General features: G+C 60.8%; 17 protein-coding genes and 1 tRNA gene. 8 read left to right on the top strand and 10 right to left on the bottom strand.

The annotated features are described in order from the left end of the window. The coding region (locus ACIQ39_RS11850; RefSeq protein WP_396434805.1) for an Orn/Lys/Arg decarboxylase N-terminal domain-containing protein at positions 1 to 718 on the bottom strand (718 nt) is incomplete at its 3' end. Positions 719 to 942: 224 nt separating this feature from the next. Between ACIQ39_RS11850 and ACIQ39_RS11845 the strand changes: the two genes are divergently transcribed. After that, positions 943 to 1,033: transfer RNA gene (locus ACIQ39_RS11845), tRNA-Ser, on the top strand. A gap of 107 nt (positions 1,034 to 1,140) precedes the next feature. Here the strand turns inward: ACIQ39_RS11845 and ACIQ39_RS11840 are convergent. The 4 genes from ACIQ39_RS11840 to ACIQ39_RS11825 form a co-directional block, all read right to left on the bottom strand. Next, the gene (locus ACIQ39_RS11840; protein WP_396434804.1) at positions 1,141 to 2,307 is read right to left on the bottom strand and encodes a branched-chain amino acid ABC transporter substrate-binding protein; all 1,167 of its coding nucleotides are present in this window, start codon (positions 2,305 to 2,307) and stop codon (positions 1,141 to 1,143) included. 107 nt (positions 2,308 to 2,414) lie between these two features. Further along, on the bottom strand, positions 2,415 to 2,690 hold the full coding sequence (locus ACIQ39_RS11835) for a hypothetical protein (protein ID WP_396434803.1): 276 nt from the start codon (positions 2,688 to 2,690) through the stop codon (positions 2,415 to 2,417). Beyond that, the gene (locus tag ACIQ39_RS11830; RefSeq protein ID WP_396434802.1) at positions 2,687 to 3,121 is read right to left on the bottom strand and encodes a DNA polymerase III subunit chi; all 435 of its coding nucleotides are present in this window, start codon (positions 3,119 to 3,121) and stop codon (positions 2,687 to 2,689) included. Before ACIQ39_RS11830 ends, ACIQ39_RS11835 begins: the two co-directional genes overlap by 4 nt. A 47-nt stretch (positions 3,122 to 3,168) precedes the next feature. After that, complete coding sequence (locus ACIQ39_RS11825; RefSeq protein ID WP_396434801.1) at positions 3,169 to 4,707, bottom strand: leucyl aminopeptidase; 1,539 nt, start codon at positions 4,705 to 4,707, stop codon at positions 3,169 to 3,171. Positions 4,708 to 4,788: 81 nt separating this feature from the next. Here ACIQ39_RS11825 and lptF point away from each other — a divergent pair, with 81 nt between their 5' ends. The 6 genes from lptF (at position 4,789) to ACIQ39_RS11795 (ending at position 10,667) form a co-directional block, all read left to right on the top strand. Beyond that, positions 4,789 to 5,841, top strand: a complete 1,053-nt coding sequence (gene lptF, locus ACIQ39_RS11820; RefSeq protein ID WP_396434808.1) for an LPS export ABC transporter permease LptF — start codon at positions 4,789 to 4,791, stop codon at positions 5,839 to 5,841. Continuing rightward, positions 5,838 to 6,944: an LPS export ABC transporter permease LptG gene (gene lptG / locus ACIQ39_RS11815; RefSeq protein WP_396434800.1), complete on the top strand. Its 1,107-nt coding sequence runs from the start codon at positions 5,838 to 5,840 to the stop codon at positions 6,942 to 6,944. Before lptF ends, lptG begins: the two co-directional genes overlap by 4 nt. Then, positions 6,941 to 7,336, top strand: coding sequence for a sirohydrochlorin chelatase (locus ACIQ39_RS11810; RefSeq protein ID WP_396434799.1), 396 nt, complete (start codon positions 6,941 to 6,943; stop codon positions 7,334 to 7,336). The genes lptG and ACIQ39_RS11810 overlap by 4 nt, the downstream gene beginning before the upstream one ends. A gap of 35 nt (positions 7,337 to 7,371) precedes the next feature. After that, positions 7,372 to 8,313 carry a CysB family HTH-type transcriptional regulator gene (locus tag ACIQ39_RS11805; RefSeq protein ID WP_396434798.1) on the top strand — a complete coding sequence of 314 codons (942 nt, stop codon included), beginning with the start codon at positions 7,372 to 7,374 and terminating at the stop codon, positions 8,311 to 8,313. A gap of 22 nt (positions 8,314 to 8,335) precedes the next feature. After that, entirely contained in the window at positions 8,336 to 9,505 is a 1,170-nt protein-coding gene (locus ACIQ39_RS11800) for a pyridoxal phosphate-dependent aminotransferase (protein ID WP_396434797.1), read from the top strand. 232 nt (positions 9,506 to 9,737) lie between these two features. Further along, positions 9,738 to 10,667, top strand: coding sequence for an alpha/beta fold hydrolase (locus tag ACIQ39_RS11795; RefSeq protein WP_396434796.1), 930 nt, complete (start codon positions 9,738 to 9,740; stop codon positions 10,665 to 10,667). A gap of 56 nt (positions 10,668 to 10,723) precedes the next feature. Here the strand turns inward: ACIQ39_RS11795 and ACIQ39_RS11790 are convergent, their stop codons facing one another. Continuing rightward, the gene (locus tag ACIQ39_RS11790; RefSeq protein WP_396434795.1) at positions 10,724 to 12,535 is read right to left on the bottom strand and encodes a hypothetical protein; all 1,812 of its coding nucleotides are present in this window, start codon (positions 12,533 to 12,535) and stop codon (positions 10,724 to 10,726) included. Further along, a complete protein-coding gene (locus tag ACIQ39_RS11785; protein WP_396434794.1) occupies positions 12,528 to 12,809 on the bottom strand; it encodes a hypothetical protein in 282 nt (93 codons plus the stop codon). Before ACIQ39_RS11785 ends, ACIQ39_RS11790 begins: the two co-directional genes overlap by 8 nt. A 201-nt stretch (positions 12,810 to 13,010) precedes the next feature. Here ACIQ39_RS11785 and def point away from each other — a divergent pair, with 201 nt between their 5' ends. Continuing rightward, positions 13,011 to 13,550 carry a peptide deformylase gene (gene def / locus ACIQ39_RS11780; RefSeq protein WP_396434807.1) on the top strand — a complete coding sequence of 180 codons (540 nt, stop codon included), beginning with the start codon at positions 13,011 to 13,013 and terminating at the stop codon, positions 13,548 to 13,550. A gap of 31 nt (positions 13,551 to 13,581) precedes the next feature. On the opposite strand, the gene ligA is transcribed toward def, so the two are convergent. The 3 genes from ligA to smc all read right to left on the bottom strand — a co-directional run. After that, complete coding sequence (gene ligA / locus ACIQ39_RS11775; RefSeq protein ID WP_396434806.1) at positions 13,582 to 15,657, bottom strand: NAD-dependent DNA ligase LigA; 2,076 nt, start codon at positions 15,655 to 15,657, stop codon at positions 13,582 to 13,584. An 83-nt stretch (positions 15,658 to 15,740) separates the two neighbouring features. Further along, positions 15,741 to 16,820 (bottom strand): cell division protein FtsZ, encoded by a 1,080-nt coding sequence (locus tag ACIQ39_RS11770; RefSeq protein ID WP_396434793.1) that lies wholly within the window; start codon positions 16,818 to 16,820, stop codon positions 15,741 to 15,743. Positions 16,821 to 16,827: 7 nt separating this feature from the next. Continuing rightward, on the bottom strand, positions 16,828 to 20,107 hold a 3,280-nt coding region (smc, locus tag ACIQ39_RS11765; protein WP_396434792.1), incomplete at its 5' end, for a chromosome segregation protein SMC.

Here is a 20,107-nt window from a genome sequence, read left to right as displayed (position 1 = left end):
TGGTGCCGTTGGTCACAAAGAAACAGTGGTCGGCATTGAAAATGCGGGCGGCGTTGCGCTCACTTTCGCCAATGGCGCCGTTGTGGTCGAGCAGCTGCCCCAGTTCTTCCACCGCATTGCACACGTCGGCGCGCAGCATGTTCTCGCCATAAAACTGGTGGTACATCTGGCCCACGGGGCTTTTCAAAAAGGCCACGCCGCCCGAATGCCCCGGACAATGCCACGAATACGAACCGTCTTCGGCGTAGTCGAGCAAGGCCTTGAAGAAAGGCGGCTGCACGCCCTCCAGATAACTTTTGGCCTCGCGGATGATGTGGCGCGCCACAAACTCGGGCGTGTCCTCGAACATGTGGATGAAGCCGTGCAACTCGCGCAAGATGTCGTTGGGCAAATGGCGTGAGGTTTTGGTTTCGCCGTAAATGTAAATGGGCACATCGGCGTTTTTGCGGCGCACCTCGTCGATGAAGGCGCGCAAGTTGATCACCGCAGGGTCCAGGTCGGGGCCGGGCGAAAACTCTTCGTCGTCGATGGACAAAATGAAGGCACTGGCACGGCTTTGCTGCTGCGCAAACTGCGACAGATCGCCGTAACTGGTCACCCCCAAAACCTCCAAGCCTTCGGCAACGATGGCATCAGCCAATGCACGAATGCCCAGCCCTGAGCTGTTTTCAGAGCGGTAATCTTCGTCAATGATGACGATGGGGAAACGAAATTTCATGGGCTGTCCGGGCTGTGCGCCAAAGAGAGAGAGAAAAGAAAGGTTTTGACAGTGGCGAAGTTTAAGGACAAAAAGCCCTCCGGAAACGACGCACATCACATTTCAAGCAAAAACCTTGAGCGCAGCATACGGTGGCTGTGTGACACGGTGCGCTTGCAGTGTGCTCCTGCAGCGCTCAGCTTGCCCGAATTGGCGATTTTTCCGCTGCTACAATAGCCCACTTCGGAGCGGTGGATGAGTGGTTTAAGTCGCACGCCTGGAAAGCGTGTGTGGGTTCATAGCCCACCGCGGGTTCGAATCCCGCCTGCTCCGCCAAAACCCAAAAAGCCTGCACATGTGCAGGCTTTTTTGTTGCTTGATTTCTCTCTGTGGCCAGAACCACGGCAAGAAACAAGCCCCCGAAATCTGGGGGCGGATGCCCTTCAGCGGACCACAGCAATCTGTGAACGCTCGCCACCTTTGAAGGTGTACAGGGTCAAAGCGCCATTTTTGATGTCGCCCTTTTCATCGAATGAAATGTCGCCGGTCACGCCTTTGTAGCTGATGCTTTTCAGCGCAGGCAAGTACTTGGCAGGGTCTGAAGAGCCGGCATTGACCATGGCTGTGGCCATCACCTTGACAGCGTCATAAACGTAAGGCGCGTAGACCTGCACGTCGGCGTTGTACTTGGCTTTGAAGTCAGCACGGAACTTGTCCATGCCCACTTTTTGTTCGCCTTCGACACCGCCTGCTTCGGCACAGACCACACCTTCGTCACGCATGGCGTCGCCCGCCAATTTGATCAATTCAGAGGTGCAAATGCCGTCGCCACCCATGAACTTGGCTTCGATGCCCAAAGATTTCATCTGGCGCAGCATGGGACCGGCCACAGCGTCCATGCCGCCAAAGAACAGCACATCTGGACTTTTCGCCTTCAAGGTGGTCAAGATGGCGTTGAAGTCGGAAGACTTGTCGGTGGTGAACTCGTGGCCCACGATGGTGCCACCAGCCTCGGTGACCGCCTTTTTGAATTCTTCGGCCACGCCTTGACCGTAAGCGGTGCGGTCATCGATGACCGCAATGCTTTGACCTTTGAGGGTTTCAACAGCGTACTTGCCCAAAGTGCCACCGAGGTGCACATCGTCAGCCACCACACGGAAGACACCTGCGTAACCTTGGCGGGTGTACTTGGGGTTGGTGGCCGACGGTGAAATTTGAGGGATGCCTGCAGTGTTGTAAATTTGCGAGGCCGGGATGGTGGTGCCTGAGTTGAGGTGACCAATCACGCCGTTGACCTTGGCATCAACCAACTTTTGAGCGGCGGCCGTGCCCTGCTTGGGGTCGGCGGCGTCATCCTCAGTCAACAACTCAAATTTGACCGTTTTGTCACCCATCTTGAGGCCGGCGGCATTGAGCTCTTCGATGGCCATGCGGGCACCGTTTTCGTTGTCTTTGCCCAAGTGCGCAATGGCACCGCTGATGGGGCCAACATGGCCGATTTTGACCAACACCTCATTGGATACGGCTTCTTTTTTGCCGCAGGCCGCCAACACCACTGCCGCAACAGCGACAGACACCAAAGTCAATGAACGTGAACCAATGATTTTCATGAAAACTCCGAAGAAATTAATTTGCTTCAATTAAGCAAGCCATGAAGATACTGCAAAAACAGTGACTTAGGGCTAAGGGAAAACCAAAATTATTGAATTTAAGCACCTCAAAGCGGGCCATCGCCTGGGTTTCGGGCCCGTTTTTCCCAAACCCCGGCCAAGGCGCGCTGCACCAAATCGGCGGTCAAGCGCTCGATTTCAGGGCGAAGTTGGTTCACCAACTCGTCTGACATGGCCAACAGGGCTTTTTTCTCGGTGGCGCGGGCGTTCAAGGCCAGGCGCACCGCCTCGGGCACCTCGTGCATCACCATGTTCTGGGTCAGGGTGGGGATGAGGGCGACCCATGCGGGGTTGACCGGTGCATTTGAATGGGGTGCTGTCATGGTTCGGCGCTCTGGGTCTGATCGTATTGCAAAAGTTCGTATCCCAGGCTTTTGTAGTGCTTCCAACGCAAGCGGGCTTGGGCGCGACCGTGGTCATCGTTGGAGACCAGCTCCACCAAGCGCTTGAACCGGTCGAACCCCTCAGGCACCTCGTCGCCCAAGTTGACCAAGACCTCGTCAAAACCCCACACATGGGGGTCGGGGCCCAAGCCAATCGGCGAGGCTTGTCGGACTTCGAGCGGGTCTTCAGGGCTGCAGTGGGGCAAAAAAGAGCTGTCTTGAAAAGCCCAAAGCTCAGCACCCAACTGCACCAGCGAAGCGGGCGCGCCCATCACCGCAATGCGCATGTCTTGCGACCTGATTTTGCGCAGCAAGCGGCAGGTGTAAACCCATCGCTCGGCCATGTTGAAGTGAAATTCGATGCGTGTCATCACGTCAGATCAAGTCCTTGGCCCAACTTCAAGCCCGTTTTCAAGCATCAGGCCTTGCGCACCAAGAGGGCCTTGGCTGGGGTGGCTTGCGCGGGTGTGACGGTTTTTTTGGTTTTGGAAGCTGTCGCCACAGGCGATTGGGCCAAGCGCATCAAATACTGCAGCAACAAGCCCACAGGCCGTCCCGTGGCACCCTTGGCCGCACCGCTGCGCCAAGCGGTGCCGGCAATGTCCAGATGCGCCCAAGCAAAGCGGCTGGCAAAGCGTTGCAAAAACTTGGCAGCAGTGACCGCCCCCGCCGCTCTGCCGCCCACGTTGGCCACATCGGCAAAACGCGACTTCAGGGCATCGGCATAGTCATCGTCCAAAGGCATGCGCCAGCAGGTATCGCCCGACGCCTCGCCCGCATTTTGCAACTGCAATGCCAAGGCGTCGTCGCTGGAAAACAAGCCCGTGCGCACCGCGCCCAGCGCGATCACGCAGGCTCCTGTGAGGGTGGCGATGTCGATCACGGCTTGCGGCTTGAAGCGCTCAGCATAGGTCAAGGCATCGCACAACACCAAGCGACCTTCGGCATCGGTGTTCAAAATCTCTATGGTCTGGCCGCTCATGCTGGTGACCACATCGCCTGGCTTGACAGCCAAGCCATCGGGCATGTTTTCAGTGGCCGGGATCAAGCCGACCACATTGATGGCAGGCCGCAGCTCGCCCAGCGCCTTGAAAACACCGAGCACACTGGCAGCGCCACCCATGTCGTATTTCATCTCGTCCATCTCGGCAGCTGGCTTGATGGAGATACCGCCCGTGTCAAAAGTGATGCCCTTGCCCACCAGCACCACGGGGGCCTGCGAGGCGGCAGCACCGTTGTAGCGCATCACAATGAAGCGCAGCGGCTCGGCCGAACCCTGGGCCACGGCCAAGAAAGCGCCCATGCCCAGCTTGGCCACCTCTTTGGGGCCCAGCACCTCGCACTTGAAAGCGCGCCCGCTGGCCACCGATTTGGCCACTTGAGCCAAATGTGTGGGTGTGGCGTGGTTGGCAGGTCGGTTGGCCCATTCTTTGGCCAGCTCCACCCCGGCCACCAGCGCCTGCGCCTGTGCCACGGCTTGGGTCACGCTGGGGCTGGCGCTTTCGGTGCTGACTTGCACATGTTTGAGTGTGCGCGGCTTGGGCTTGCTCAATGTGGTGGTGTAACTGTAAGAGGCTTCCGCCAAGCTGGACAAAGCCAAGAGCACGCCTTGCGGCGCAGCATCGCCCACCAGGTGCAAGCTCAAGCGCTTGATCTTGGACGCCTTGATGGCGCCCCAAGCCGCCAGCACCGCGCTGCGAATTTGAGAGGCTTGGTTGTCGCCTGTACAGGCCACAAGCAAATGGCGTGGTGCAATCCCGGACTGGCTGTACAGCGTCAACACGGCGCCCGCTTTGAGCTCAAAATCACCTTGCTCGATGGCGGTAGCCACCCAGCGTGAGACCGGGTCGTGCGCCAACGGCTTGGGCAAGGTGGCACTGGGCCACAAAACGAGCAAGGCATCGGCGGACACCTGAACCGCTTGCGCGAGAGAAAGTTTTTCGATTTCGAAGTTCATAATCCATCTTTTCCTGTTTTGCCAATGTTATTCCATTCCTCATTACGCAAAGAGCTTGCGCGAAATTTTGGTGCCTCGCTGGTGGTGCTGGTGACCATCGTCATGACCATCATCTTGATCCGAACCTTGGGCCAAGCCAGCCGTGGCAGCGTCAACCCTTCAGAAGTGATGCTGATCATGGGTTTGAACGTGTTGGGGCAGATGACCACCATCATCACCTTGAGCCTTTTTATCGCCTGCGTGGCCAGTTTGTCGCGCATGTACATGGACAGTGAAATGGTGATTTGGTTTTCCAGCGGCCAAGGCTTGGTGCAATTCATTCAACCCATGTTGCGCTTTGCTTGGCCTATTTTGCTGGTCATCGCCCTGTTGGCCCTGGTGATCTGGCCATGGAGCAACCAACAAATTCAAGACCTGCGGGAGCGTTTTGAAAAGCGCAACGACGTTGAGCGCATTGCACCCGGCCAGTTTCAAGAGTCGGCGGGGGGCAACCGCGTGTTTTTCATCGACAAAGACAGCCCCGGCGAGCGCTCGGGCAACAATGTGTTTGTGTCCAGCCGCGAGGGTTCCTTGGAGAGTGTGACCACCGCCTCCAAAGGCCGGGTTGAGTTGCTGGGCTCTGACCGCTTTTTGTTTTTAGAAAATGGCCAGCAATGGCTCACCGACCTGTCCACAGGCGAGACCCGCTTGACCCAGTTTGCACGCTACCAATTGCTGATTGACACCAACCAGGTGCCGATCAACGCAACACGCAACAGCCGCCAAAGCACCACCTGGCAATTGATCGAGCAACCCACGCCGGTCAATAAGGCCGAGCTGACTTGGCGCATCGGCCTGGTGCTCACCGCCTTCAACCTGATTTTGTTGGCTCTGGCGCTGTCGGCCGTCAATCCCCGCGTGGGCCGCAGTTACCAGTTGGTTCTGGCGCTGCTCATGTTTGTGGCCTATTACAACGTGCTCACCGTGGGCCAAAACTGGGTCGGCTCGGGCCGCATGGACGCCTTGGCCTTTACGTTCGCCTTGCACGGCGGCGTGCTGGTTTTGGCCTTGGTTTGGCTGAGCTTGCGCCATTTGAATTGGGGTTGGCGACAGCTGCTGCCCAGCATGCCGCGTGCGCAAGAGGCCACGGCATGAGAACTGTTCGACGCCTTCTCTACGGCGAAATCAACCGCGCCGTGCTGTTTGTGGCTGTGGGGTTTTTGGCGCTCTTTTTGCTATTTGACGTGGTCGATGAATTGCAATCCCTGTCACGCCTGGCAGCACAAGGCTACCAACTGCAACACGCATTGCTGTATGTGGCCCTGAAAACCCCCGATCACCTGTACGAACTGCTGCCCATCTCGGTCTTGATTGGCAGCATCTTTGTCATGGCGCGGTTGGCGCAAAGTTCCGAATTCACCATTTTGCGCACCGGCGGCCTGGAGCCGTGGATGGCGCTGAGCGCCTTGCTCAAATTGGGGCTGGTGTTTGTGGCCATCACCTTCTATTTGGGTGACTATGCTGCGCCCTGGGCCGAGCGCCAGGCGCAGCAAATCAAAGCCCCGTTTCAAGGTCAATTGACGACGGGTAAAACCGGTGCATGGTTGCGTGAGAAGCAACAAAACCAGCAGTTCGCGGTCAACGTGCGCCGTTTTGACGGCATCAACCAAATGCAAGAAGTGCGCATCCACGCCTTCAACGACAAAGGCCAGTTGCTGCGCATCACCACCGCGCAACAAGCCAGCATCCAAGCTGGCCGATGGCTGCTGAGCGGGGTGGAGGACAAATTCCTCCTCTTGCCCAGCGCAGACAAACCCGCGCAATTCAGCGCCACCAAGCTGGCCAGCCTAGTTTGGCCCACGGGCATCAGCACCGACATGGTGGCCGCCGCATTGCTGAGCCCAGACCGCATGAGCACCTGGGAGCTTTTCAGCTACATGAACCACTTGTCGGCCAACAACCAAAATGCCCAGCGCTACGAAATCGAGTTTTGGCGCAAGGTGTTTTACCCCTTGAGCTGTTTGGTCATGTTGGTGCTGGCCCTGCCTTTTGCTTATTTGCACTTCCGCTCAGGCCAGATCGCCGGACATGTTTTTGGGGGCGTTCTGGCAGGCATCAGTTTTGCGTTGCTCAACAACGTGTTCAGTTTTGTGGGCAATTTGCAAAACTGGCAACCTTTGTTGACCTCTGCTGCCCCTGCGCTGATTTACACCACCATTTCTTTGGCGGCCTTTTGGTGGATGGTTTTAAGACGATGACACAAGCCAAGACAAGGCCTGAGGGCGTGATTTTGTTTGCCCACGGTTCGCGAGACCCGCTGTGGCGCTTGCCGATTGATGCGGTGGCCCATCGCATGCAAGCGCAGCAAGCCGACCTGCCTGTGGCGGTGGCTTTTTTAGAGCTGACCGCGCCAGATCTGCCCAGCACGGTGGAGGCGCTCATGAAACAAGGCGTGGCCCATGTGCGCATCGTGCCCATGTTTTTGGGCGTGGGCCGACACGCCCGTGAGGACTTGCCAGAACTGGTGCACGGACTGGTTCAAGCCTACCCGCAAATGTCCTTCGAACTCTTGCCCGCCATTGGCGAACACCCCGCCATGACCGCCCTCATGGCCGATATCGCGGCTGGCCTGCTTAAAAAAGGCATTTAAAGCATAATGCCGCTCTTCTATATAACGATAAGCACATGAACCTGCACCAATTTCGTTTCGTTCAAGAAGCCGCGCGCCGCAACCTCAACCTGACCGAAACCGCCAAAGCATTGCACACCTCGCAGCCCGGGGTGTCCAAAGCGATCATTGAGTTAGAGGAAGAATTGGGTATTGACATTTTTGCCCGACACGGCAAACGGCTCAAGCGCATCACCGAGCCGGGCCAGCATGTGTTGCACAGCATCGAGCTGATCCTGCGTGAGGTGAACAACCTCAAAAAAATCGGCGAGCAATACAGCGCCCAAGACAGCGGCACCCTGTCCATCGCCACCACCCACACCCAGGCGCGCTATGTGCTGCCGGTGCCCGTGGCCAAACTGCGCGACAAATACCCCAAAGTCAACATCAGCTTGCACCAAGGCGCACCCGACCAAGTGGCCAAAATGCTGCTGGACGACACGGCCGAAATCGGCATCGCCACCGAGTCGCTGTCGTCTTACGAGGACTTGGTGACCCTGCCTTGCTACGAATGGCAACACGTTTTGGTGCTGCCGCTGCAGCACCCTTTGGCGCGTAAAAGCCACCTCTCGCTGGACGACTTGGTGAACGAACCCCTGGTCACTTACCACCCCTCGTTCACCGGGCGCAGCCGCATTGACCAAGCCTTTGCGGCGAAAAAGATCACCCCTCGAATTGCCCTCGAGGCGATCGATTCAGACGTCATCAAAACCTATGTGCGACTGGGCTTGGGCGTCGGCATCGTGGCCGAAATGGCCGTGCAAGACGATCCCGTGAAAGACTTGGCTGTGCGCCCCTTGGGTCAACTGCTGGGCATGAACGTGGCCCGAGTGGCCTTCAAACGCGGGGCCTATTTGCGCCAATTTGTCTACCAATTTGCCGAACTGCTGAGCGACCGCCTCACGGCCCCCCTGATCGCGCGTGCCATGAACGGCCACGTCACCGACTACGAACTCTAAAGCCTGCCTTCTCTCTTTGCACATGACCTCCAGCAGCCCCGCCCTTGTCTCTAAAGCGCCCCACATGGGCACCACCATCTTCAGCGTCATGTCGGCCTTGGCCGCTGAAAAAAAAGCCGTCAACCTGGGCCAAGGCTTTCCTGACTTCGCCTGCGACTCTCAGCTCACCGACTTGGTTGGGCAAGCCATGCGCGAGGGCCACAACCAATACCCGCCCATGCCCGGCGTGGCTTCGCTGCGCGAAGCGGTGGCCGCCAAGATCGAGGCTTTGTACGGCCGCCGTTATAACGCCAACACTGAAATCACCGTCACCGCCGGGGCCACCCAAGCCATCTTGGCCATCGTTTTGGCCATCGTGCACCCCGGCGACGAGGTCATCGTGCTCGAGCCCTGCTACGACAGTTACGTGCCCAACATTGAGCTGGCAGGCGGCCGCGTGGTGCGCGTGCCCCTCACCCCAGGCAGCTTCAGGCCAGACTTTGAGCAAATCCAAGCCGCCATCGGTCCCCGTACCCGCGCCATCTTGATCAACAGCCCCCACAACCCCAGTGGCATGGTCTGGACGCGTGAAGAAATGCACCAGTTGCAAGACATCTTGGCCCCCACCGACATCGTGCTCATCAGCGATGAGGTCTACGAACACATGGTTTATGCGCCCCTGCAGCACTGGAGTGCAGCACACTTTGATGGCTTGGCCGCCCGGGCCTTCATCGTCTCGAGCTTTGGCAAAACCTACCATGTGACCGGCTGGAAAGTGGGCACCGTGGCTGCACCTGCCGCCTACACAGCCGAGTTGCGCAAAGTGCACCAGTTCATGGTGTTCACCGTGAACACACCCATGCAGCATGCCCTGGCCCGCTACATGCAAGACCCCGCGCCTTACCTGCAGTTGCCCGCCTTTTACCAGCGCAAGCGCGACCTGTTTCGCGCAGGCTTGGCAGCAACCCATTTCAAGCTGCTGCCCAGCGAGGGCACCTACTTTCAGTGTGTGGACATCTCGGGCCTTTTGGTGCCCGAAAAAAATCTGAGCGAGGCCGATTTTTGCCAATGGCTGACCACCGACATTGGCGTGGCAGCCATACCCCTGTCGGCCTTTTACGGCAACGGCTTTGACCAAAAAGTCATCCGCTTTTGTTTCGCCAAGACCGACGAGACCCTGCACGCAGCCTTGCACAAGCTGCAAGGCCTTTGAGTTCGCAAGCGCAGCCCTTGAGCTGCGAAAAGCGCACCCTCAATGGGCTACTTCACCCCACCTCAACTGGGTCAATCCTTTGAAAAACTGCAGCCTGCACGCTTTCACCCATTGTCTTTGCAGGGCCTTTCGCCCAGCCCTGATCTGCCCGATCATGTGCCTGTTGTTGGTGGGCTGTGGCGCGGCCAAGCCACCGCCTTCGCAAACGCAGCCGCCCGTTGCAGCCGACCGAATGGCGCCCGCCCACATTTGGCCAGCAGCACCGATGCACTTTGAAGTGTCGGGTGCACGACTTGCCGCACGCGTCTGGGCCACGCCCTCACCCCAGCACATTGTGCTGGGCGTCCACGGCTTCAATGACTACAGCACAGCCTTTGAGCCACTGGCACAGCACTTGGCGGCGCAGCTCAGCGCCACGGTCTACGCCTACGACCAGCGCGGCTTTGGGGCCAACCCCGAGCCCGGCCTTTGGCCTGGCACCCAGACCCTGTTGTCTGACCTGCGCCATATTGCGGCGCAACTGCGCCTGCGGCACCCCGGCTTGCCCTTAACGGTGGTGGGTGAAAGCATGGGCGGTGCTGTGGTGTGGCTCACAGCCAGCGAATCACCGGGCCTGGAGGCCGATCAGCTGGTGATGCAGGCCCCCGCCGTTTGGGGCGCAAAAAGCATGCCTTGGTACCAGCGGTTCAGCCTGCAATTCATGAATGCCGTGGCCCCGAACATGACTTTCACCGGCCGGGGGGCGCAAGCCTTGGGCATCACCCCCACCAACGATCCTGAAGTCTCACGCCAGCTTGGCCGGGACCCGCTGTTCATCAAAGCCACACGCGTCAGCAGCTTGGCCGGGGTGACCGAACTCATGGGCCGCGCTCAAAGCCAGCGAAGCTTGCCGCCGCAGCGCAGCTTGGTGTTGTATGGCTTGCGCGACCGCATCATCCCGCCCCTGCCCGTGTGCGATTGGTTGACACACTTGCGCGCAACAGCGCCTGCCCCTGCGGCGCTGGACTTTGTGGTCTACCCCGAGGGCTGGCACCTTTTGACGCGCCAACTGCAAGCCCGCGAAGTGTTGCAAGACATTCACCAATGGCTGCAGCAAAGCCCCTTGCCAAGGCGACACAAGCTGCAGCAAGCGCAAGAGGCGGTGTGCGCCCAACCTGGCTGAGCGCCCTGGCCCCAAAACGGGTGAAAACTGGCCAGCACCCATGCCCCGTGTTCAGCTCAATCGAGCATGGCCCACAGCTCCAAGGGCGAAACCACCAGGGCCTTGAGGGCCTGAGATTGGAGGCGCAAATCCCGGTCTTCGGTGGCCACAAAACACAGCGCCGCTGCGCGCAGCTCACCTTGATCTTGGTAGCGCTGGGCTTGCAGCAGCTCCAAAATGCGCCCGTCGGCCCGGTCACTGCCTTGGCCGCCAGAAAAACAAACCCGCAGGCTTTCAGTCTCGCTCCAATGCTGGTCATCGGGGCCATCGAACACGATGTCGGCGCACAGCAAAGGGTGCAGCTCGGTCAACCAGCGCACGCGCTCAATCAGCAAAGCCCGCGCACGGGCATTTGGCCCCTGCGCCTCAGAAAAATACGCGGCCCCGATCAAGGGCTTGAGTTTGGGCAACAGGTTGTGCCCATCGATGATCAAGCGCATCGGCAGTGCCTGGCGCAGCCCATGCTCAAAATGCTGTTTGGGCGTGACCGGCGGATGCTCGTCTTTGTGCGCTTGGGCGCCCGAGTGGTGCAGCTCATAAATTTGCATCGCCCGCCGGTCCAGCACTTCATAGGCCTGCTGGCACATGGCCATGCTCCAAGCTTCGGCCAGCATGCTGCGCTCGACTTGGCGCTTTGTCTCGTGCAGCTCGTCCATGTTGTGAACCGCCAGCAGCGCCTGCGCCAATTGCCGCACGGGTTGCTGCCTCGGTTGGATCGAGTGTTGCAGCAAGCGCGCCTGCAAAGCCTCAATGTGGGAAGCCAGTGCACGCTGCTCCTGGCCCAACTGCGGCAAGGGCCGCAAAGCCTCCAGCTGCGCGTCTCTCAGTGCGGCCAGCAAACGCTGGGCCTCGGCCAGTTGCTCGCCCACAAGGCTGCGTGTGCCAAAACGCAAGTCCTCTTGCGACTGCCGCGCCAGCGTGCGCCTGGCTCGCTCGAGCGGATCGGCCGGGTCTGCCATGGGCAAGGCCAGCGCCTCGCTGGCCTTGAGCCATGGGGCCATGCGTTTGTTCAGCCCATCGGCAATGCCGCGCGCCACCCGCAAGCGCCAATCGGCCTCCACCTCGGCCAGACGCGCACGCGCGGCCTTGAGTTGTTCGCCAAACGCCTGCACCTCATGGCTCAACTTGTCACGCAGGCGCAGCAAGCCATCGCGCTCTTCCTGCAAAGCATTGCGCTCTCGCAGCACTTCTTTGAACGGCGCACTGACCCGGATCTCGCGCGCCACCTGCTCGCGGCTTGGGCTTTGCGCTGAGGCAGCCGCTGGCAGTTGGCGCACGTGGGCACGGGGTGTGGGCAGCTCGTAGGGCAGATCCGCCAGCACGGGCTGCAGCAAGGTCAGCATAGGCTTGAAACGCTGTTTGAAGCTCTCCTCGGTCTTGCTTTTGCTGGCCTTGGCTTTGGCATGGGCGGGGCTGCCGGGCTCGCTACACGCCTGGGCCAAAGACCGCACCGACCCGCGCTCATCAAGCCACATGGCCGCAAGCACAGGCACCCGGCCAAAGTGCGACATCAAGGCCGACAAACCTTGCTCGATCGCTTTGTCGCTCAGCACAGAAACCAAAGACTCCGACAAACTGGCGCTTCTGAGCAACTCCAAAATCAATGGCGGCAGCGTCTTGAGCTGCATTTTGGCCAAGACCCTCTGACGCAACAAATCGGTGTTGGGTTTGTCTTGCCTGAGCCCCTGCATCAGCTCGGGCATCTTTTTGGCGCAAGCCACCAAGTCGCTGTCCGGCATGGCCTGCACCGCTGATTTCAAAAAATCCAAGACCTCGGCATCCAGGCCCTGCCAAATGGCCGCCCCATTGGGCGAGGCGCTCTCAAGCATGCGTGACTTTCAAAGCCACAGGCTGGACCACGGTGCGCGCTTGCTGCTTGGTGTGCCAAACATCGCAGGCACTTTTCAAGCCCAAGCACAACTGGGCACGGGTGCCGAGCAACTCGGATAAGCGCAATGCCCTGTCGGCAAAAATGCGGGCATGGTCATGCAAGGTTCGCGACACGGCGGTGCGCACCAGGCTCAACAGTGCAGCAGCCTTTGTCACACTGCGATCGGCCAAGCAAGCTTGCAACACCGCGTCAAGGTGGGGGAGGTTTTGCATAGGGCTGATTGTCGCTTGAACAAGTGGCCCCGCAGCTGCAAGCCCTACAGGCCTGACAATATCGGGGTTCCCGCCATGCTTGACTAGGCGCTGAGGTACGGCCTTTTGCGCTCGCCCCAAGAAGCCAGCGCGGCTTGCTTGGCCGCATTTTCTCGTTCAGACGCGTGGGCTTTTTTTAACTCTTTGGTGGAGGCTATCGCTATGGCGGTTCGAGAAATACTCAAAATGGGCGACCCGCGTTTGCTGCGTACAGCCCAAACTGTGACGGCTTTTGACACCCCCGAGTTACACCGCTTGCTGGCCGATTTGCACGACACCATGGCGGCCGTGCATGGCGCGGGCTTGGCCGCACCGCAAATCGGCGTGAACCTGCAATTGGTGATTTTCGGCAGCACGGTGGTGAACCCGCGTTACCCCGGCAGGCCGGTGGTGCCGCGCACGGTGCTGATCAACCCAGTGATCACGCCCTTGGGGCCTGAGGAAGAGGAAGACTGGGAAGGCTGCCTGTCGGTGCCCGGCTTGCGCGGTGTGGTGCCACGCTGGTCGCGCATCCGCTACACCGGCTTCGATGAAAAAGGCGCAGCCATAGACCGCACGGTGGATGGCTTTCATGCCCGGGTGGTGCAGCACGAATGCGACCACTTGGTGGGCAAGCTCTACCCCATGCGGGTGCGCGACTTCACGCGCTTTGGCTTCACCGAGGTCTTGTTCCCCGAGATCAGCGCGGCAGAAGACGACTGAGGCTCAGACCCCGGCTTGGGGCTTGACATCTTCAAGGCTTTTGACCCGTCAGCAGCAGGGCCAAGCCCGCGTCGTCCAGCACCGGCACACCCAAGGCTTGGGCCTTGTCGAGTTTGCTGCCCGCGTCCGACCCGGCCACCACGTAGTGGGTTTTTTTGCTGACCGAGCCGGCCACCTTGGCCCCCAGGGCTTCGAGCTTTTCTTTGGCTTCGTCGCGGCCCATGCTGGCCAAACTGCCGGTCAGCACCACGGTGACGCCTGACAACGGCATCTCGGTCGGGGCCAAGGCATCGCCTTCTGGCCAGCTGACACCCGCATCGCGCAGGGCCTGCACCACTTCGCGGTTGTGAACTTGGTCAAAAAACGTGCGCATGCTGTGCGCCACCACCGGCCCCACATCGGGCACCTGAAGCAGCGCGTCTTCGCTGGCGACCATGATGGCACCCAGTTGCCCAAAATGCCGGGCCAGTTCTTTGGCCGTGGCCTCGCCCACATGGCGAATGCCCAAACTGAACACAAAGCGGCCCAGCGTGGTGGTTTTGGACTTTTCCAGCGCTTCGAGCAGGTTCACGGCCGATTTTTCGGCCATGCGGTCCATGCCCGCCAAGGCGTCCAGCTTCAGGTGGTACAGGTCTGCCAGGGTTTTGACCTGGCCTGAATCGACCAACTGGTCCACCAATTTGTCGCCCAGACCGTCCACGTCCATGGCGCGGCGGTGCGCAAAGTGCCAGATGGCCTGCTTGCGCTGGGCGCTGCAAAACAGACCGCCGGTGCAGCGGTGGTCGGCCTCGCCCTCTTCCCGCTCGGCCAAGCTGCCGCACACGGGGCAATGGCTCGTCATGGTGAACTGCGGCGCACCGGGCGGCCTGCGCTCCATGACCACCGACACCACCTCCGGGATCACGTCGCCGGCCCGGCGCACGATGACGGTGTCGCCCACCCGCACGTCTTTGCGGCGCGCTTCGAATTCGTTGTGCAGCGTGGCGTTGGTCACCGTGACACCGCCCACAAACACCGGGCTCAGCTTGGCCACGGGCGTGAGCTTGCCGGTGCGGCCCACCTGCACGTCGATGGCCTGCACGGTGGTCATCTCTTCTTGTGCCGGATACTTGTGCGCCACAGCCCAACGCGGCTCGCGGCTCACAAAACCCAGGCGGGCCTGTTGCGCCAGATCGTTGAGCTTGTACACCACGCCGTCGATGTCGTACGGCAAAGCATCGCGTTCGGCCGCGATGCGCCGGTGAAAAGACACCAGACCGGCAGCCCCTTGAACGCAAGACGTTTGCTCGGCCACCGGAAAGCCCCAGGCCTTGAGCTGCATCAGCAATTCATGGTGCGTGTCCCAAGCTGGTCCACCTTCGGCTGACGGGGTGATGTCGCCCAGGCCATAGGCAAAAAAGCTGAGCGGCCTTTCGGCGGCAATGCCCGAGTCGAGTTGGCGCACCGCACCGGCCGCAGCATTGCGCGGGTTGACAAAGGTTTTCTCGCCCTTGGTGCCAGCGGCAATGCGTTGGCGTTGGCGTTCGTTGAGTGCTTCGAAGTCGTCGCGCCGCATGTAGACCTCGCCGCGCACCTCCAGCACGAGTGGCGCATCGGCGGGCAAGCGCAGTGGGATTTGCCCAATGGTGCGGATGTTGGCGGTGACCTCCTCGCCGGTCTCGCCATCGCCCCGGGTGGCGGCCTGCACCAGCACGCCGTTTTCGTAGCGCAGGCTCATGGCCAGGCCATCAAATTTGAGCTCACCCACATAAGACACTGCCGGGTCGGTATCGGTCAGACCCAGCTCTTTGCGGATGCGGGTGTCAAAAGCCTCGGCCCCGCTGGCCTCGGTGTCGGTTTCGGTGCGTATGCTGAGCATGGGCACACGGTGCTTGACCTGGGCGAATGCGTCCAGCACCGCACCGCCCACCCTTTGAGTGGGTGAATCGGGGCTGAGCAGCTCGGGGTGCGCCGCCTCCAGCGCCTGCAGTTCGCGAAACAGGCGGTCGTATTCAGCGTCGGGCACTTCCGGGTTGTCGAGCGTGTGATAGGCATGGGCCAAGCGGTGCAACTCAGACCTCAGGGTTTGCGCTCGTGCAACTGGGGTCGCTGCGTGGCGGGCTGCCAAAGCGTTTTCGGGTGGTGTGGGCGCAGCCAACACTGGACCCAAGAGGTCTGATGGGTCTGGGCTCACAGCAGCACCTGCCCCGCTCAAGAGAACAAACGTCGCGCCTGGGGCGAGCCCGCTGGCAGCTCGCGGGCTTCGAGCGCCGCATACAGTTGTTGCAGGTCAAGGCCAATTTGGTCCTGCGCGGCCTCGCTCAAGACCTGGCCTTGGCCATCGGTCACCAAGCCGTCCATCTGCGTTGCCAACTGACGGGAGGCATCGCGCAATCGCACATAAGGCTGCTCATCACGCGCGGTCTGCGGTACGTCTAGGCTGAGCACAACCGAGCGGATGGCCGTCAAGGCGGGGTCATCGGCCAGCGCAGCATGCGTGTCAAAGGTGAGTGCAAGCAGCGCAGGCAAACCGTGCACCGCCGATGGCAAAACCATACGACCCGCAATTGCGCCAGGCACAAAGCCCAAACGGGCAGCATGTTGCTGGATGTAGCCAGGGCTCCAAGCGGCCGTGCGAGCGCACAAAGTGAAGCTCAGTTGCGCGTCGTGCGCATTGGCAAATTGGTCAAGTTCGCGGGCACGGGCAACTTCTTCGATCATGTCGCTGAAGCTGGGCGTGCCGCCCACGGCGTCTGCAAAGGCCTGGGTTTTAACCACGAACTCAGAAAACTCAATGTTGTTGAGTGCGCCCACCCGGTTGGCCAACTGCACGCCCGCTTGAAAAGCCGTGTACCGCCGCGAGGGGGCCACGGCCTCCCAAAGCCCGGTATCCTGCGCACAGCCTTGCACAGAAAAGAGTTTGGTGCCCACACGCCGCGTGCTGGGCATGGCGGCCATGGCGGCATCTCCCGAGACCACATGGTCAAGCTCGATCAGGGCGATCACGTCGATCAAGGCATCGAGTTGGGTTTTGCGTTCGGGTTGGCTCAGATGGGCAAAGCCTTGTTGCAAGACCGGCTCTTGCGCCGAGGTCGGCATGTTCCCGTTGACAGCCGACAAATCGCCATCGAGCACCGGCTCGATGTTGAGCGACACCGGTTCGCGGTGGGGGTCGGCTTGGCGCGGCTCGTTTTTGCGCGATGTCCAGTGGTTGTAAACCAACACCGCGGCCACCGTCAGCGCCCCAATGGCCGCCAAACTCAATTGCAATGAACTGAATGAATCCAACATATTTTCCTCAAGCCATGTCGGCCAATGACACCGCAGACTCCATGTCCACGGCCACGATGCGTGAAACGCCCTGCTCTTGCATGGTCACGCCGATCAACTGCTCGGCCATTTCCATGGCGATTTTGTTGTGGCTGATGAACAGGAACTGGGTCTCCTTGCCCATGCCCTTGACCAGCTTGGCATAGCGCTCGGTGTTGGCGTCGTCCAGCGGCGCGTCCACCTCGTCGAGCAAGCAAAACGGGGCCGGATTGAGCTGAAAAATCGCGAACACCAAGGCGATCGCGGTCAGGGCTTTTTCACCGCCCGAGAGCAAATGGATGGTCTGGTTTTTCTTGCCCGGCGGCTGGGCCAAGACCTGCACGCCTGCGTCCAAAATTTCGTCCCCGGTCATGACCAAGCGGGCATTGCCGCCGCCAAACAACTCGGGGAACATGCGGCTGAAGTGCTCGTTGACGATGTTGAAAGTGCCGCCCAGCAGCTCGCGGGTTTCGGCGTCGATTTTTTTGATCGCATCTTCCAGCGTGGTCATGGCATCGGTCAGGTCGGCGCACTGCGCGTCCAAGAAGAGCTTGCGCTCGCGCGAGGTGCTCAGCTCTTCCAGCGCAGCCAGGTTGACAGGCCCCAAGGCCGTGATCTCGCGGTGGATGCGCTCGATCTCGCCTTGCAGACCCGTCACGCGCACCTGGCCTGCCTCAATGGATTGCGCCACGGCTTGCAGATCGGCTTGCGCATCGGCCAACAGCTGGGTGTATTGCTCCAGACCCAGCCGGGCAGCTTGTTCTTTGAGCTGCAAGTCGGTGATGCGCTGGCGCAGCGGCTCGAGTTCACGCTCAAAGCCCACACGGCGCTCGTCGCTGGCGCGCAGTTTGGCGGTCAGGTCGTCGTAGGCGCTGCGGCTGGCACCCAAGGCTTGCTCACGTTCGAGTTTGAGGGCCAGCACATTTTGCAAACCGGCCTGGGCGGCGGCATCGGTCAGGCGACCGAGTTCGTCGCGCGCACGCTGGGTTTCGGCCTCGGTGCTGGTGACTTGTTGCTGCGCCGTCTCGATGCTGCGCTTGAGTTCGGCGCGCCGGGCATCCAGGCTGCGCTGCGAGAACTGGGCTTCTTGGGCGCGCCGCTCCAAGCTGCGCTGCTGTTCACGGCATTCGGCCAGTTGGCGCTCGGCCTCGATCACGCGCTCGTCCAATTGCGCATGCCGCTCTTGCGTGTCGGCCAGCTGCATGTCCAGCTCTTCAAAGCGGGCTTCGGCGGTGACGCGGCGCTCTTGCAGCTCATCGAGCAAGGCCTCGAGCTCGGTCAGGTCGTTGTCGATTTGCGCACTGCGGGCGCGGGTTTGCGCCACCAGCTGCGACAGGCGCAGGGTCTCGACCTGCAATGCGTGCGTGCGCGACTGGCTTTCACTGGCTTCGCGGCGCACTGTCATCAAGCGCTGCGAGGCATCGGCATAGGCCGCCTCGGCCCGCACCAAGGCGCTGCGGCTTTCTTCAGCGATCAAGGTTTGCGCACGCAGCTGCTTGTCCAGGTTCTCAATCTCTTGGGCGCGGCCCAGCAAACCGGCTTGCTCGGAGTCAGGCGCGTAAAACACCACGCTGTTGAGTTGAACCGCATGGCCAGCCTGCACCAACAGGGTTTCGCCCGCTTGCAGCTGGTTGCGCCAAGCCAGCGCGTCTTCGAGGCTGGGCGCGGTGTAGCAGCCTTGCAGCCAATCGGCGAGCAAAGCCAACAGACCGGCGTCGTGCACGCGCAGCCAGTCGGCCAAGGGCTTGCAAGCCGCAGGCACGCCGGTGCGCGGCGTGCCTTGGCGTGCCAAAGGAGGGCTGAAAAAACTCAGTTTGGCAGGCGGTGCGTCGCTGGCAAAGGCCCGCACCATGTCCAGGCGCGAGACCTCCAAGGCCGACAGGCGCTCGCGCAGGGCCGACTCCAAAGCGTTTTCCCAGCCCGGTTCGATGTGGATGCGGCTCCACAGGCCTTCTAGGCCGTCCATGCCGTGCTTGGCCAGCCAGGGCTTGAGCTTGCCGTCGGTGCGCACCTTCTCTTGCAAGGCCTTGAGGGCCTCCATGCGGGCGCTCAACTCAGCGCGTTTCGACGACTCTTGGTTCACCGCGGTTTGGCGCGAGCGGCGGTCTTCGTCCAGCGCGGGCACTTGTTCTTGCAGGTCTTGCAAACGGGCTTCGGACTCGGCCGACAAGGCCTCGGCCTCAGCTTGTTGGGCTAACAAGTCGCTCAGGCGGGCCTCATCGGGCGCGGCCAAAGCATTGCGGTCGCTCAGCAAGCGCTCGCGGCGGCTGTCCAATTGCCGGGATTGCTCTTCGACGTTGCGCTGGTCTGCGGCCAACACCCCAATTTGCTGCTGCACCTGCACAACACCCGCGCGTTGCGCGTTGGCATCGTTTTGGGCTTTGCGCAGGGCCTCTTCCAAATCGGGCAGGGCGTTGGCCTGGTCTTCCACCTGCGCGGCCAGCGTCATGCTCTGGTCCTCGGCCATGGCCGCTTGCTCGGCCAGGGTTTCGAGCTCGGCCTGCGCATCTTGGCTGCGCGTGCCCCACTGGGCGGTTTGTTCCACCAGCTGCTGCAAGCGCTGCTCGGCGCGCTGGCGGCCTTCCACCACGAAGCGGATTTCGGCTTCCAGCCGCCCCACTTCGGCGCTGACCTCGTACAAAGCGCCTTGGGCCTGGTTGACATGGTCGCCCGCCGCGTAATGCGCCTGGCGGATGGTCTCCAGGTCGGCCTCCACATGCCGTAGATCGGCCATGCGCGACTCCAGCGCATTCACGGCCTGGTCGACATCGGCCTTCATGCGGCCTTGGTCGGTCTCGGCGTCACGGCGCTTTAAAAACCACAGCTGGTGCTGTTTCAAGCTGCTGTCGGCCTGCAAGTTGTTGTGGCGCTGCGCCACTTCGGCCTGTTTTTCCAGCTTTTCCAGGTTGGCATTCAACTCGCGCAAGATGTCGTCCACCCGGGTCAGGTTCTCGCGCGTGTCGGACAGGCGGTTTTCGGTCTCGCGGCGGCGCTCTTTGTATTTGGAGACACCTGCGGCCTCTTCCAGGAACAAACGCAGCTCTTCGGGGCGCGACTCGATGATGCGGCTGATCGTCCCTTGGCCGATGATGGCGTAGGCACGGGGCCCCAGACCCGTGCCCAAGAACACGTCTTGCACGTCGCGGCGGCGCACCGGCTGGTTGTTGATGTGGTAGCTGCTGTTGCCGTCGCGGGTCAGCACGCGCTTGACCGCGATCTCGGCAAATTGACCCCATTGCCCGCCCGCGCGGTGGTCGGCGTTGTCAAAC

The organism is Limnohabitans sp. (genome assembly GCF_044361645.1).
Classification (GTDB): Bacteria; Pseudomonadota; Gammaproteobacteria; order Burkholderiales; family Burkholderiaceae_C; genus Limnohabitans_A.
The sequence above is the reverse complement of the archived record's forward strand: the minus strand, read 5'-3'. Positions and strand labels throughout refer to the sequence as shown.

Bases quoted from the DNA above. Each gene is read 5' to 3' on its own strand.
- def (WP_396434807.1), top strand. From the start codon at position 13,011: ATGGCGGTTCGAGAAATACTCAAAATGGGCGACCCGCGTTTGCTGCGT.
- ACIQ39_RS11805 (WP_396434798.1), top strand. From the start codon at position 7,372: ATGAACCTGCACCAATTTCGTTTCGTTCAAGAAGCCGCGCGCCGCAAC.
- ACIQ39_RS11835 (WP_396434803.1), bottom strand. From the start codon at position 2,690: ATGACAGCACCCCATTCAAATGCACCGGTCAACCCCGCATGGGTCGCC.
- ACIQ39_RS11800 (WP_396434797.1), top strand. From the start codon at position 8,336: ATGACCTCCAGCAGCCCCGCCCTTGTCTCTAAAGCGCCCCACATGGGC.
- lptG (WP_396434800.1), top strand. From the start codon at position 5,838: ATGAGAACTGTTCGACGCCTTCTCTACGGCGAAATCAACCGCGCCGTG.
- ACIQ39_RS11770 (WP_396434793.1), bottom strand. From the start codon at position 16,820: ATGTTGGATTCATTCAGTTCATTGCAATTGAGTTTGGCGGCCATTGGG.
- ACIQ39_RS11830 (WP_396434802.1), bottom strand. From the start codon at position 3,121: ATGACACGCATCGAATTTCACTTCAACATGGCCGAGCGATGGGTTTAC.
- ACIQ39_RS11825 (WP_396434801.1), bottom strand. From the start codon at position 4,707: ATGAACTTCGAAATCGAAAAACTTTCTCTCGCGCAAGCGGTTCAGGTG.
- ACIQ39_RS11795 (WP_396434796.1), top strand. From the start codon at position 9,738: ATGGCGCCCGCCCACATTTGGCCAGCAGCACCGATGCACTTTGAAGTG.
- ACIQ39_RS11785 (WP_396434794.1), bottom strand. From the start codon at position 12,809: ATGCAAAACCTCCCCCACCTTGACGCGGTGTTGCAAGCTTGCTTGGCC.
- ACIQ39_RS11840 (WP_396434804.1), bottom strand. From the start codon at position 2,307: ATGAAAATCATTGGTTCACGTTCATTGACTTTGGTGTCTGTCGCTGTT.
- ACIQ39_RS11810 (WP_396434799.1), top strand. From the start codon at position 6,941: ATGACACAAGCCAAGACAAGGCCTGAGGGCGTGATTTTGTTTGCCCAC.
- ACIQ39_RS11790 (WP_396434795.1), bottom strand. From the start codon at position 12,535: ATGCTTGAGAGCGCCTCGCCCAATGGGGCGGCCATTTGGCAGGGCCTG.